A 12746-nucleotide genomic window follows, 5' to 3' on the forward strand; every position below is an offset into this window, starting at 1 on the left:
GGCCTGGAATGAACCGGCCCGCACCGGCAGGCGTAACGCCCCGCGACGACGCCGCTCGGCGTCCTGACCATCGGAGAACCCCCATGTCCACCGTCTCGATGCCCACGGCGCTCGGTGCTGCGCTGCTCACCACCGCCGCTCTCGCCCTGCCGGCCACCGCCATGGCCGCCACGTCCCACCACGCGAAGAAGGCGTCCGCCTCGACGGCCCACAAGCACACCGCCGCAGCGAAGAAGAAGGCGAAGGCGAAGGGCCGTACGGTCCCGGTGAGCGTCAACGTCCTCTCCCCGTTCACGGGTGACCGCGCCGGCGCCGGATCGCAGGGTTTCGGAGTCAGCCTGCGGCTGCGGTTCAACACCGGCCTGGCGGCCACCGGGTTCACCGCTCCGCAGCTGACCGGGCCGATGGCCCACGCCAACGCCGCACCGTTCCCCGGCTCCTTCTCCGGCGGCCAGGACGACCGGCTCCCCGGCCTGATCGTCCTGCTGTCCACGACGCAGACGACGAAGGCCGACGGCACGCCGACCGGATTCACCGGCGCGGGCCAGAACCTCGCCAACCTCTTCAACACGACCGCCGTCGCCGACCGCACGAAGAAGACGACCGACATCTCCACCGACTGGATCGCCGGCGCCCCGCTCTTCGGCCGCAACGTCCGCACAACGCTGACGGTCGCCGTCGCCGCCGACAAGAACAAGGACGGGATCTACAACGACGCGCCGGCGAGCGTCACGGACCTCAACGGCGACGGCCGCATCGACGCGTTCGACCTCAAGGCGTTCGGGATCGCCTCCTCCGCCCGGACGGTGACGTTCTCGATCGTCGACTGACGCACGCATACGGCGATCACCAGCGCCTGGAGTGGCACGTCGGGGCAAGGCAGTTCTTCGGCGGCCTGCTCGGAGCACGCCCGCCGCCGCGTGAGGGCGGCGGCCAGGGCCATGACGGGCACGAACGCGAGGATCGCGCCGCCGCCGCCGACGACGGTGCCGACGATCAGGCCGATCACGAGCCCGAACGGGATCGCGAGCAGCGTCACCTGGCCCGCCTCTCGGTGGGGAGCACCACGACCGGCACCGAGAGGGCCTAGACGGCCTCGGTCGGGGCGTCGGGCTTCTCGAGCTCGTGACCGAGCCTCCCCCACTTCGGCACGCCGCCGTCGGTGACGTGCACGACGTCGCGGCCACCGTGGCGGACGACGAGGCTCGCGAGCGCCTGGTCGACGAACTGCTGTTCGTCGGTGATCTGCAGCGTCGGGTTGGCGTGGCGCTCGTAGCCGATCGTCGAGGACGTCTTCATGTCCATCCCCGGGCCGCCGCACATCGATCCACCGAGGTGGCCGGGCCAGCCCGGAGCAGGCGCGCGAGCAGAACGCCGGTGTCGTCGGCTCCCCGGTCGGCCCCGACCGTCCTGTCGGGGCCGACCGGTTGAGCTTCAGGCGACGGGCACGCCGCCGGCGGGGGACGGGGCGCCGTACCAGTCGGTGCGCCAGGAGTTCATCTGCTTGATCTCCTTGGTCTGCGCTTCGAGGATCGCGGTGGCGATCTTCTTCAGCTCGGGGTCCTTTCCGCGGGCGAGTTCGGCGCGGGCCATCACGATCGCGCCCTGGTGGTGGGGCAGCATCTCGTCGATGAACGCACGATCGAACGGGTTGGCCTTGGCCAGGGAGCCCATGTCCATCGACATGCCCATCTGGTCCGTCGGGATGCCGAGCGTCTTCGCTGCGGCGGTCATCGAGTCGCCGCCGTGCACGGAGTGGTTCATGCCGCCGTTGGCGTGGGAGGGCATCTCCGCGACCGTCGCGCCGAGCCTCCTGGCTGCGGCCTTCATCTCGGTGATCTCGGTGGTCTGGCTGGCGATGATGCTCTTGCCCAGCTCCTTGATCTGCGTGTGCTGGCCGCGGGCGGGGGCGTAGCCGGCCATCTCCAGCGCCATCTGGTGGTGCGGGATCATCTGCGACACGAACGCCTTGTCGACCTCCGCCGCCGACGCGGTCGACGATGCGGTGGTCGCGGGGGTGGTGGTCGACGAGCCGGAGTCGTCGGAGCCGCAACCGGTCGCGGCCACAGCGGTCAGGGCGGTGGCGCTCAGCAGCGCCACGGTGCGGGTGGGAAACGTGAACATCGGTGGTCCTTCTGGAAGTGATCGTCATGAAGCACGCCAACCCGAGGGAGAGCGTGCGGCAGGTGCTCCGGCGACCCAGGGGGCGGCCGGTGCGATCGATCACCGTCGAAGGACTTCGTACTGCAGATACAGCGGGCTCGAGCGAGCCCGCGGCAATGGGCCCGCCGGCACGATCCGCACGACGGCCGGCAGCAACGCCCGGAGCGGGCGTGGCACCGTGCGTCGCCGGCGCACGACCGCAGCGACCAGGCCGACGATCGCGACCGTGGCAGCGATCGTGCCGACACACATCGCCGTGGCAGCCATCGAATGGTCGCCACCGTGCATCCCGCCCATCTCGTGCGTCGCACCGGAGTGATGCACGACGACCGAGCAGGCCAGGACCAGGACCGCCAACAGCGCCACGAAGCGCTGGTTGGTCTGCGCCCACCGGGCACGGATGGCCATCGGACCCATGACCCAGTTGTACCCACCAGACCTCAACGGCCACCACCGAACCCGTCTGCTAATACCCCCAGGGGGTATAAGCTCGGGGCATGGATCACGTGACGCATCACGACCACGAAGACGGTGGCGCCCTCACCCGCACCGCGATCAGCGCCACGCTGCACTGCCTGACCGGCTGCGCGATCGGCGAGGTACTCGGCATGGTGCTCGCCACCGCGTTTGGGTGGGGCAACGGCCTCTCTATCGCCGCATCGATCACGCTGGCGTTCGTCTTCGGCTACGGCCTGACATCGATCCCGCTCGTCAAGGCCGGCCTCCCGGCCCGGAAGATCATCGGTCTGGCCCTTGCAGCCGACACGTTCTCGATCGCGACGATGGAGCTCCTGGACTCCCTCACGATCCTGGTCGTCCCCGGCGCCATGGACGCCGGCCTCGACGACCTTCTCTTCTGGGGCTCACTCGTCGGAGCGCTCTTCATCGCGTTCTGGGCCGCCGTCCCGGTCAACCGGTGGTTGATCGGACGCGGCAAGGGCCACGCCGTCGTCCACGCCTACCACTGACCCTGCGAGCACCCACGTAGCGAAACACGAAGACCGCGACACAGCGCTGAGAGCTGCAGCCCCGAGCTGTGATGTTGATCGCTCCCTGGCGCGGTTTCGGCAGCGGTGTCTGGCACTGGCTGGGACGTCCGGGGTGTCCCCGGTCCCGGGTGTCCCCGGTCCGGGGTGTCCCCGGTCCGGGGTGCGGTTCCGGTTACGGGTCGACGAGGATGAGCGCGACGGTGGCAAGGCCGAGCAGCGCGCCGGTCGTGGTGATGATGAGGCTGATGGCGCGGTTGACCTCGGCGAACTCGCCTCGCCGCACGGCCTTGGACACGGCGGCGCGGCGGTGCTCTCCGTAGACCATGCAGAGCACTCCGAGGAGCGCGAAGACGGTGCCCAGGACGAGGTAGGGCCACGTGGTCTTCGAGCCGGAGAGCTCGGGAACGACACGGGCGGCCGCGATCGCGACGGTCAGGCTCGTCAGGCCGGTGCGCCACCACGCCAGGAAGGTGCGCTCATTGGCCAACAGCGTCCGCCGGCTGTAGTCGCGCGGGTCCAACGGGCGCCGCGGATCGTCGGCGGCGATCTCCTCATCCCGCGCGGGGGCGTTCATGCGACGTGGAGCGTGACGCGGCCCCAGGCGTTGTTGACGTACCCCTTGGGGTTCCAGAGCGGCCCCGGGTGCTCGGGCTGCGAGGCGGCGGCGCTGTCCCAGGCGCGGACGACGATCTCGTGGTCGCCGCGGTCCAGGTGCATCTCGGTGCTCCAGAGTCGCCAGGCCCAGCGGCCGAGGTCCTCGTCGAGGTCCGCTTCGACCCAGGTCTTCCCGCCGTCGGCCGAGACGTCGACGCGCGCGACGTGGCGCTCTCCGCCGGCGAACGCGTAGCCGCGCACCGCGACCGGACCGGCGGTCACTCGTGCGTCGTGGTCGGGCACGAGGATCTCGGCGTTCAGCGCGACCTCGCCCAGCGGTGTCCCGACCCCGGGACCGGGCTCCTGCTCGGGCTGCAGGAGGCGGTAGACGACGTCCTGGAAGAAGCCCTCCCACGGGCGGTCGCGGACCTCGACGTGGTGCAGCCACTTGACGCTTCGCGCCCCGATGTAGCCGGGCACCACGACGCGGACGGGGGCGCCGTGGACCGGTGGGAGCAGTTCGCCGTTCATCTCGTAGGCCAGCAGCACCTCGTCGCGCAACGCCTTCTCCAGCCGGATCGACCCACCGAACTCCTGTGGAGGCTCGGCCTCCTCCGACACGTCCGCACCGACCAGGCCGACGTGCGTCGCGGTCCCGGTCGGCCGCGCGAGCGCCAGGACGTCGGCCAGCGCGACGCCGCCCCAGGTCGCGGTGCCGGTCGCGCCGGGCCCCCAGGGCTCCTCGCCCGGGATGTCCCGGACCTCGAGGAGGCCGGACCGCCGGTTGCCCGCGCACTGCAGCGTCGCGGCGACCTCGCGGCGCTGGAGGCCCCGGAGGTCGTCCAGCGAGAGGGTCAGCGGCTGCTCGACCAGGCCATCGATGCGGAGCGTCCACGCCGCCGGGTCCGTGTCGGGTACCGACCCGTGGTTGCGCACGTAGAAGCGATCGGCGGGCGTGAGGTCGTGCTCGGCCAGTGCCGCGCGGGAGGTCTCGGCGTTCAGCGGATCGGCCGTGTGGACGATCATCGTGTCGGTCTTGCCGTAAGCAGCCACGAGGTGGTGCTACCCGTCCGTGCCGCTTGCGCACCTCGCGGCCGGTCCCGCGCGTCACCGAGAGCGCGGGGCGACGTCGTCCACGGCGCGGGCGATCGCGTCCACGTCGTCGAACGCCGAGACCCGCGGGCCCGTCGTCGCACCCCGGGGGACGACGTAGACCGACGGGGTCGCGTCGGTGCCGAGCGCCCGGATGATCCGGTCGTCAGCGGCCGTCAGGGCCCGGGAGTCCGGCGTCTCGCGGACGACGACCTGGCCACCGGTCGTGCCGGGCGCGGCCTCGGCGATGCTCCGCAGGAGCGGCTCGGTCGCCCACTCCTCCCGGGTGTCCCCCTGGTTCCAGAACGTCGTCTGGACGAAGCCCCAGAAGCGGTCCGCAGCAACGAGCCCATACGCGACCCGGCGCGCGAGCGCACCGTCGGTCGTGGCCCGCGCGGGATCGCGGAAGTTCGCGAGCACCATCCGCAGGTTCGCGCGTCCCGTCCGCACGAGACGCTCGACGATCTCCGGCTGCGTCTCGATCGCGTGCTCCTTGCAGCTGGGGCACTTCAGGTCCGAGACCTCCAGGATCGTCACGGGCGCGTCAGGGCGCCCGAGAACGGTCCCCCGCTGGGGCAGTCCCCGCAGCAGCGCAGCGGTCTCGTCGGCGCCACGGATCTCGACCCCACGGACGGTCGTCCGCGAGCCGTCGGCGGCGGGGTCGCGCTTGAACGACCCGACGCCCACCAGCACGGCCACGACGAGCACCGCGACGGCAGCGGCCACGCCCAGGAGCCGCAGGCGCTGACGTCGCTGAGCATCAGCAGGCGACGTTCGACCGTCGGTCGCCGGAGGGTCCGTCAGCGGCGGACGAGTCGCACGGGCCATGACCGAAGTCTGCCCCACCACCAACCCCTCGAGCATTCCTTTTCGGCATACTAGGCTGGCGGGAATGACTGGTGGACCGGCTTCTCGAGGCGCATGCTGTGTTCATGGCCACCACGACGAGCGACCACCACATGACCGCCACACCCGTCACGTCGGGCCGCACGTTCCTCCGCGAGCTGGAGGACCGGGGCGCCGCGTTCGCGCACATCGGCCCCAACTGGTTCGCGTCGGTCATGGGCACCGGCATCGTCGCCAACGCCGCCGCGCTGCTGCCCCGGCAGGTCGCCGGACTGCACGAGTTCGCCGTCGGCGTCTGGGTCATCGCCGCCGCCTGGCTGATCACCCTCACCGCCATCACCGCGGTCCACTGGACCCGCCACACCGACAACGCCAGGGCCCACGCGTCGAACCCCGCGATGGCGCCGTTCTACGGCGCACCCCCGATGGCCCTGATGACCGTCGGCGCCGGCACGCTGCTGGTCGGCCACGACGTCATCGGCATGCCCGCCGCGATCGTCGTCGCGTTCGTCCTCTGGACCCTGGGCACCCTCGGCGGCCTCGCCTCCAGCGCCCTGGTCCCCTACTGGCTCTTCACCCGCCACGAGGTCGACGTGCAGCACACCTTCGCCACCTGGCTGATGCCCGTCGTCCCCCCGATGGTCTCCGCCGCCACCGGCGCCGCACTGATCCAGCACCTGCCCGCCGGCCAGGCCCGCGAGGCGATGCTGCTCGCCTGCTACGCCATGTTCGGCCTCAGCCTGCTCGCCTCGCTCGTCATCATCACGCTCGTCTGGGGCCGCCTGGCCTACGAGAAGACCGGGCCCGTGGCCACCGTCCCCACGCTGTTCATCGTGCTCGGGCCCCTCGGCCAGTCGATCACGGCCGCCAACCTCCTGGGCAACCAGGCCCACATCGCCATCGCCGCACCCTTCTCCACCGGCTTCCAGGCCATGGGCGTCCTCTACGGCGCCCCGGTCTTCGGCTTCGCGATGCTCTGGCTCGTCATCGCCGCCGCGCTCGTCGTCCGCGCCGCGAAACAGGGCATGGGCTTCTCGCTGACCTGGTGGAGCTTCACCTTCCCCGTCGGCACCGTCGTCACCGGCACCTCGCTGCTGGCCACGGACACCGGCCTGGACGCCCTCGCCTGGATCGCCGTCGGCCTCTACGTCCTCCTGCTGGCCGCCTGGGTCACCGCCGCCGTCCGCACCGCCCACGGCGCCCTGCGGACCGGGACCCTGCTGCAGGCCACCTGACCCCGATCACGCGTCGGCCAGCTCTCGGGCGCGCCCGAGGACGTCGTCGAGCATCGGGGCCGTGAGGACGCCGGTCGCGGTGTTCTGGCGGCTCGGGTGGTAGCAGCCCAGGAGCAGCGGCCCGGCCGGCAGCCGGTGCTCCGCGCCATGGCCGAAGCGTGGCCGCGGTGGCGCGTCGAACGCCTTCAAGACCGCGGACCACGTCCAGCCGCCGAGCGCCACGATCACCCGCAGCGCGGGCAATGCCGCCACCTCAGCCCGGAGATACGGCAGGCACCGGTCGCGCTCCCCGGGCGTCGGGCGGTTGCCCGGCGGGGGCATCGCACCACCGATGCCATCCACGCGCCGTCGAGGTGGAGTCCGTCTCCCCGGTGCTCCGACGTCGCCCGACTCGCGAAGCCGGCGCGGTGCATGGCCGGCATCAGCGAATCGGCGCTCGGATTGCCCGTGAACGCGCGGCCGGTGCGGTTGCCGCCGTGCGCGGCCGTCGCGAGGCCGAGCACGAAGACTCGGGCGGCGGGGTCGCCGAAGCCGGGGACCGGGCGCGCCCAGTACGCCGCCCCGGGCACCGCGCGGGAATCGTCAGCGGCCTCCTCACGGCGCGTGACCAGCCGCGGGCAGCGGCGGCAGCCGACGACCGCCGCCTCCACCGCGCTGAGCGGACCGCGCTTCATCGCGCCACCGTACCCGGGCCAGCGCGAGGAGGCACGCCCGAACGGATGGGGACGGGTACGAGCAGGGCATGAAGCTGCTGCACCCCTCCCTCGAGGACCTCACCCCGCGCCACATCGAGCTGTTCTGGCGCTACCAAGTGGTCCGCACCGGCGTCGACTTCAGCGCCGCCATGTGCTTCCTCGTCGGGAGCGCGTTCTTCTTCTTCGCCTCGCTGAGCACCCCCGCGGACTGGCTCTTCCTCGTCGGCTCGATCCTCTTCGCGGTCAAGCCGACGATCGACCTCGTCCGTTCCGCGCACCTCCGCCGACTGCCGACCACCTCGTCGCCCGCGGCGGGCGACCTGCGATGATCATGGTGTTCGCGCCCTCGTGGTGCGTCCGAGTGATGAGGCCCGCTCCATAACCGCCGCCCGCAGTTCGGGGGGCTGATGGCTTCTACGACCACGCCCCGCCCGGGGCGCCGTAGAAGCCCGTGCCACGTCCGTCGCCCGCGCTGCCGCCGCGCCCCGTCCAACGACAGGAGCCGAAGTGCGCACCACCAGCAACATCGTCATCGAGGTCCTCGAGGAGAGCACGGTCCCGGGCCTGATCGCCGCCGGCTGCGCGCGACGCGAAGCCCTTACGCGCGCGGAGAGCGCGCATGAGCATCGAGCAGACCGTCGCCCGCGAAGCCAGACGCCACCACGTGCTGATCGCCGTCTTCTGCGGCGGCGCGCTCGGAACGCTTGCTCGCGCCGCCTCGTCCTCGACGTTTTCCCATGCACCGGACCGGTGGCCGTGGGCGACGTTGGCGGTCAACGTCGTCGGCACGCTGCTGCTCGGGTGGTGGAGCACCCGGCTGATGCGCTCCCCCGACGTCGATCCACGGCTGCGGCCGTTTCTCGCGACCGGGATCTGTGGCGGCCTGACGACGTTCTCGACCCTGCAGATCGAGCTCGTGCTGATGCTCGACGCACACGCCTACGCACTGGCTACCGGCTACGCCGCCACCACGATCGTCCTGGGCCTGGTCGCCATCGTCGCCGGCCAACAGGCCGCCCACGCCCACCACCGCCGGCAACGCCGATCGGGTCGCCGATGAACGGCGCGACGCTCTGGGCGGCGGTCACCGTGGCCGGTGGATGCGGAGCCGTCATGCGGCTGCACGTCGACGAGACGATCCGAAACCGCACGCACGGCGACGCACCGGTGGGGATCTTCGTCGTCAACCTGACGGGCGCCCTGCTCCTCGGCATCCTCACCGGCGCCGCACTGCCCCACCACACGTCACTGATCACGGCCACCGCCTTCGTCGGCGCGTACACCACGTTCTCGACCTGGATGCTCGACACCATCGGCGCCGCGAGTCGACACCAGGCCACCGTTGCCGCCGGCAACCTCGTCGGGAGTGTCGCCTGCGGGCTTGCCGCCGCCGCGATCGGGCGACAGATCGGCGTACACCTCTGAGACCGAAGACCGCGAGATACCGACGATCCCACGAAGGGGCGTCCTACGGGGCACCGCCAGTGCCTATCTGGATGCCGACGACAGTGGCCGGTTCGGGGCGGTGTCCGAGGTCCGCGAAGTAGACGTCTCAGGCCTCGTCGCGCGTCTCCCCCACGCGGGTCTCGTTCCGGCGCCGTCACACGTCTCGATCTGGTGACGTTCGACACGACACCTTCCCGAGCGGCACGGTTCGGGCGTCCACAGCGGCGTGACTACGTCGCCGTGTGCTGGTGGTTCGTGGCCGTTGAGTCGCCGACGAGGTCGGACGATTGGATGGTGAGGATGCAGCCGATCGCGCGCAGCACTCGGACGTAGCGTGCGTCGGTATCGGGGGCGATCGCGATCTGGGTGGCACGGTCCACGCCGAGCTGCCGTCGGAGGTCGTGCAGCACGGCGGCGTGGTCGGCGGGCACGCCGGGGTGAAACTGCGGCGGGCAGCCCGCCGCGAGGGCTGCCGCGACGGCGTCCCCCTCCCCGACGGCAGGGGGAATGCGCGGGTCGCGCTCTCCCGCCGCTTCGATCCGCTCGTAGAGGACCTCGAGGAGCGGCCCGGCGATCGCGATCGTCCCGGAGGGCCGGACGGCCGCGAGGCGGTCGGCGGCTGCCGTCACGGCGCTGGTGCCTGTCATGGGCATCGTTCTCTCAGACGTTGGAGGGGCGACGGCGGGTCGCGGCGTTCTGGGTCGGTCAGGCCGTCGCGGCGACGTCGGTCACGGCGGCGGTGGCGTCCTGGCGGATCATGTCGGCGGCCTTCTCGGCGATCATGATCACCGGCGCGTTGGTGTTGCCACGGACGATGCTCGGCATCACCGAGGCGTCGACGACGCGCAGACCGCGAACGCCATGGACGCGCAGCCGTGCGTCGACGACGGGCCCGATCGCGCAAGTCGAGGTGGGGTGGTAAATCGTCATCGTGTTGGCGGTGACGTAGTCCCAGAGGTCCTCGTCGGAGACGTCGGGTGTGGGGGCGAGGAACTCGCCGGTGATGAAGTCCTTCAGGGCGTCCTGCTGCGAGATCTCCAGCGCGACGCGGGCGCCAGCGAGCATCGTCGCGCGGTCCTCCTCGGTCGTGAGGTAGTTGTGGATGATCCGCGGCTTGGAGTGCGGGTTGGCGGTCCGCAGCGTCACGGAGCCGCGGCTGGTCGGCTTGACGACTCCGGGTCCGAAGGCCACGCCGTGCTCGACGGCCGGACCGAGCCCTTCCTGCCAGAACAGCGCCGGGGCGCAGTGGAACTGGCAGTCGGGTGCGTTGAGGCCCGGGCGGGTGCGGATGAAGCCGCCGGCCTCGGCGATGTTGGAGGTCAGCGGCCCGGTGCCCTCGGTCTGTAGCTGGGCGACGTTCTCGGGCGTCAACGCGGTCATGAGCGATTCGTAGTCCGCCGACCAGTTCATCAGCAGCATGCAGTGGTCCTGCAGGCCCTGACCGACGGGCAGCTCCTTGCGGACCTCGATCCCGAACGGCGCGAGACCCTCGGCGGGACCGATCCCAGAGAGCATCAGCAGCTGCGGGGACTGGTAGGCGCCCGCGCAGACGAGGACCTCGCGGGCGGCGTGGACCTCCTCGATCGTGCCGGCGTGATCGATCTCGACGCCCGACGCGCGGTCGCCGTCAAACAGCAGGCGCAGTGCCGTGGCCTCGGTGAGGACGGTCAGGTTCTCGCGGTCGGTCACGGGGTGCAGGTACCGCACGGCGGTGCTTGCGCGCATGCCGTTCTCCTGCGTGGTCTGGTACCGGCCGAAGCCTTCCTGGCGGGCGCCGTTGAAGTCGGGGTTCTTCTCGTGTCCGGCCTGGTTGGCGGCCTCGACGAACGCGTCGACGACAGGGTTCATCGAGCGGCTCTCGCGCACCGGCAGCGGGCCGCCGGTGCCGTGAAAGAGGTCCTCGCCGCGCTCCTGGTCCTCGGAGCGCTTGAAGTACGGCAGGACGTCGTCGTAGTTCCAGCCCTCAGCGCCGAGGGTCTCCCACTCGTCGTAGTCGACGCGGTTTCCGCGGATGTAGACCATCGCGTTCATTGACGAGCAGCCGCCGAGCACCTTCGCCCGTGGCAGGTAGGCGCGGCGGCCGTTGAGGCCGGGCTCCGGCTCGGTGTGGAAGTCCCAGTCCAGGCGGCCCTTGAAGAGCGCGCCGAACGCGGCGGGGATGTGGATCTCCTGGTCGGTGTCGGCACCGCCGGCCTCCAGGAGCGCCACGGTGACGGTGGGATCCTCGGTCAGGCGGGCGGCGAGGACGGCGCCGGCAGAGCCGGCCCCGACGATGACGTAGTCGTACACGTAAATCTCCTGTTCGGTGGAAGGGTCCGGGAGGGTCCCCGGGGTGCGGCGGCGGGCGCCGCCGGACGTCGGGTCCGGCGGCGCGGGGGCGGCGGTCTGCCGCACCGGGCTCAGGCGTTGGTGGTGACCGGGAAGGTCGTGAGCTGGTTGACGAAGATCGCCGTCGCGTAGCGCGGCTGCTCGGCGAACTCGAGGTTCGGGAAGCGCTTGAGCGTCTCCTCGAACATGACCCGCAGCTCCAGGCGCGCCAGGGCGGTCCCGAGGCAGAAGTGGCGGCCGCCGGCCCCGAACGCCTGGTGCTCGGGGTTGCGCAGGACGTCGAAGCGGTCGGGGTCCTCGTAGACGGACTCGTCGCGTCCGGTCGACGGGTACCACATCATGATCTTCTCGCCGCTCTTGATCGGCGTGCCGCCGAGTTCGGTGTCCTTCGTCGCAGTGCGCCGGAAGTGCGCGAACGCCGGGAACATCCGCAGGCATTCTTCGACCGCACTGGGGATCAGCGACGGGTCGTCGATCAGCTTCTGTCGCTCGCCGGGGTTCTCCAGGAGCGCCTTCATGCCGCTGGAGAAGGTGGACTTCGTGGAGTCGTTGCCGGCGGTGACCAGGAGGATGAAGCCCATCACGATCTCCCAGTCGCTGAGCATCTCGCCGTCGATCTCGGCGTGCACGAGGATGCTCATGAGGTCATCGGTCGGCGCGGCGCGGCGCGCGTCGATGAGGACCTGGCAGCGTCCCACGATCTCGGGAATGACCTTGTCGATCACCGACTGCGGGCCCTCCGGGTTCATCTCCGCGTCGTCGCCGCCGACCAGCTGGTTCATCAGCCGCGCCCAGATCGCGTCGTCGGCGGGGTCGATCCCCATGAACGAGCCGATCACGCGGGAGACGACCGGCGCGGCGAGCTCGGTGACGACGTCGAAGCTCTCGCGCCCCGTCAGGCCGTCGAGGACGCCGATGGTGATCTCGCGGATCGCCGGCTCGTGCTCGGCCGTTCGCTTCGGGGTGAACCCGCGCTGAAACAGCGACTTCAGCCGGTCGTGCTTGGGCGGGTCCATGCCGATGAACATGCCGTTTTGGACCTCGAGCTGGACCCATGGCATCCCGACCATGCCGCCGAGCTCGGACGAGAAGGTCTTCCAGTCGCGGCTGACCTCTCGCACGAGCTCCTGGTTGGTGACCGACCAGAACCCCGGCTCGTCGGGGAACGAGCTCATGCCGTCGGACCAGTGGACCGGGCTGGAGGCCCGCAGCTCGCGGAAGAGCTCCAGCGGCGGGCCCTCACGCCAATGCTCGGGGTCGGCGACGCGGACGGCGTCGAGGTTCTGGTCGATGGTGCTCATGAGGGGGTCCGTGATAGTCGAGGGACGGTGTACGACCGAACCTCCCACAGTGCTTTA

15 protein-coding genes, 1 pseudogene and 1 riboswitch are annotated in these 12746 nt (G+C 71.0%); of the genes and pseudogenes, 6 read left to right on the forward strand and 10 right to left on the reverse strand.

All coding sequences use genetic code 11. The features are described from left to right. The first annotated feature begins 83 nt into the window (after window positions 1-83). Complete coding sequence (locus tag PATMI_RS0119015; RefSeq protein ID WP_026912025.1) at window positions 84-830, forward strand: hypothetical protein; 747 nt, start codon at window positions 84-86, stop codon at window positions 828-830. 256 nt (window positions 831-1086) lie between these two features. Here PATMI_RS0119015 and PATMI_RS38010 read toward each other — a convergent pair whose 3' ends face one another. From PATMI_RS38010 to PATMI_RS0119030, 3 genes are all read right to left on the reverse strand, one after another. Further along, entirely contained in the window at window positions 1087-1299 is a 213-nt protein-coding gene (locus PATMI_RS38010; RefSeq protein WP_211241753.1) for a hypothetical protein, read from the reverse strand. A gap of 135 nt (window positions 1300-1434) precedes the next feature. Further along, on the reverse strand, window positions 1435-2124 hold the full coding sequence (locus tag PATMI_RS31635; protein ID WP_051472037.1) for a DUF305 domain-containing protein: 690 nt from the start codon (window positions 2122-2124) through the stop codon (window positions 1435-1437). A 99-nt stretch (window positions 2125-2223) separates the two neighbouring features. Next, entirely contained in the window at window positions 2224-2580 is a 357-nt protein-coding gene (locus tag PATMI_RS0119030; RefSeq protein WP_026912027.1) for a hypothetical protein, read from the reverse strand. 80 nt (window positions 2581-2660) lie between these two features. On the opposite strand from PATMI_RS0119030, the gene PATMI_RS0119035 reads away from it, so the two are divergent. Continuing rightward, window positions 2661-3131 (forward strand): DUF4396 domain-containing protein, encoded by a 471-nt coding sequence (locus tag PATMI_RS0119035; protein ID WP_026912028.1) that lies wholly within the window; start codon window positions 2661-2663, stop codon window positions 3129-3131. Between the two features lie 193 nt (window positions 3132-3324). Here the strand turns inward: PATMI_RS0119035 and PATMI_RS31640 are convergent, their stop codons facing one another. From PATMI_RS31640 to PATMI_RS35080, 3 genes are read right to left on the reverse strand one after another with little or no spacing between them, the layout of a single operon-like run. Further along, a complete protein-coding gene (locus tag PATMI_RS31640) occupies window positions 3325-3726 on the reverse strand; it encodes a YidH family protein (protein ID WP_051472038.1) in 402 nt (133 codons plus the stop codon). Next, window positions 3723-4799 (reverse strand): sulfite oxidase, encoded by a 1077-nt coding sequence (locus tag PATMI_RS0119045; RefSeq protein WP_211241754.1) that lies wholly within the window; start codon window positions 4797-4799, stop codon window positions 3723-3725. Before PATMI_RS0119045 ends, PATMI_RS31640 begins: the two co-directional genes overlap by 4 nt. A 54-nt stretch (window positions 4800-4853) precedes the next feature. After that, a complete protein-coding gene (locus PATMI_RS35080) occupies window positions 4854-5564 on the reverse strand; it encodes a thioredoxin domain-containing protein (protein WP_026912030.1) in 711 nt (236 codons plus the stop codon). A 206-nt stretch (window positions 5565-5770) separates the two neighbouring features. On the opposite strand from PATMI_RS35080, the gene PATMI_RS0119055 reads away from it, so the two are divergent. After that, window positions 5771-6919: a TDT family transporter gene (locus tag PATMI_RS0119055; protein ID WP_026912031.1), complete on the forward strand. Its 1149-nt coding sequence runs from the start codon at window positions 5771-5773 to the stop codon at window positions 6917-6919. Window positions 6920-6925: 6 nt separating this feature from the next. On the opposite strand, the pseudogene PATMI_RS38815 reads toward PATMI_RS0119055, so the two are convergent. Continuing rightward, window positions 6926-7488, reverse strand: a pseudogene (locus PATMI_RS38815) (uracil-DNA glycosylase family protein). A 173-nt stretch (window positions 7489-7661) separates the two neighbouring features. Here PATMI_RS38815 and PATMI_RS31655 point away from each other — a divergent pair. The 3 genes from PATMI_RS31655 (at window position 7662) to crcB (PATMI_RS0119080) (ending at window position 9039) form a co-directional block, all read left to right on the forward strand. Beyond that, the gene (locus PATMI_RS31655) at window positions 7662-7943 is read left to right on the forward strand and encodes a YrhK family protein (protein WP_036726131.1); all 282 of its coding nucleotides are present in this window, start codon (window positions 7662-7664) and stop codon (window positions 7941-7943) included. A gap of 22 nt (window positions 7944-7965) precedes the next feature. Then, window positions 7966-8038: riboswitch (Fluoride riboswitch) on the forward strand. A gap of 195 nt (window positions 8039-8233) precedes the next feature. Continuing rightward, window positions 8234-8674 (forward strand): fluoride efflux transporter CrcB, encoded by a 441-nt coding sequence (gene crcB / locus PATMI_RS31660; RefSeq protein ID WP_051472039.1) that lies wholly within the window; start codon window positions 8234-8236, stop codon window positions 8672-8674. After that, the gene (gene crcB, locus PATMI_RS0119080) at window positions 8671-9039 is read left to right on the forward strand and encodes a fluoride efflux transporter CrcB (protein WP_026912033.1); all 369 of its coding nucleotides are present in this window, start codon (window positions 8671-8673) and stop codon (window positions 9037-9039) included. Before crcB (PATMI_RS31660) ends, crcB (PATMI_RS0119080) begins: the two co-directional genes overlap by 4 nt. A 251-nt stretch (window positions 9040-9290) precedes the next feature. Here crcB (PATMI_RS0119080) and PATMI_RS0119085 read toward each other — a convergent pair whose 3' ends face one another. From PATMI_RS0119085 to PATMI_RS0119095, 3 genes are all read right to left on the reverse strand, one after another. Next, entirely contained in the window at window positions 9291-9707 is a 417-nt protein-coding gene (locus tag PATMI_RS0119085; RefSeq protein WP_026912034.1) for a hypothetical protein, read from the reverse strand. Window positions 9708-9765: 58 nt separating this feature from the next. Further along, window positions 9766-11349 (reverse strand): GMC family oxidoreductase, encoded by a 1584-nt coding sequence (locus tag PATMI_RS0119090; RefSeq protein ID WP_026912035.1) that lies wholly within the window; start codon window positions 11347-11349, stop codon window positions 9766-9768. Between the two features lie 110 nt (window positions 11350-11459). Beyond that, window positions 11460-12689, reverse strand: coding sequence for a cytochrome P450 (locus PATMI_RS0119095; protein ID WP_026912036.1), 1230 nt, complete (start codon window positions 12687-12689; stop codon window positions 11460-11462). Window positions 12690-12746 lie beyond the last annotated feature (57 nt).

This window comes from Patulibacter minatonensis DSM 18081, assembly GCF_000519325.1.
Classification (GTDB): Bacteria; Actinomycetota; Thermoleophilia; order Solirubrobacterales; family Solirubrobacteraceae; genus Patulibacter; species Patulibacter minatonensis.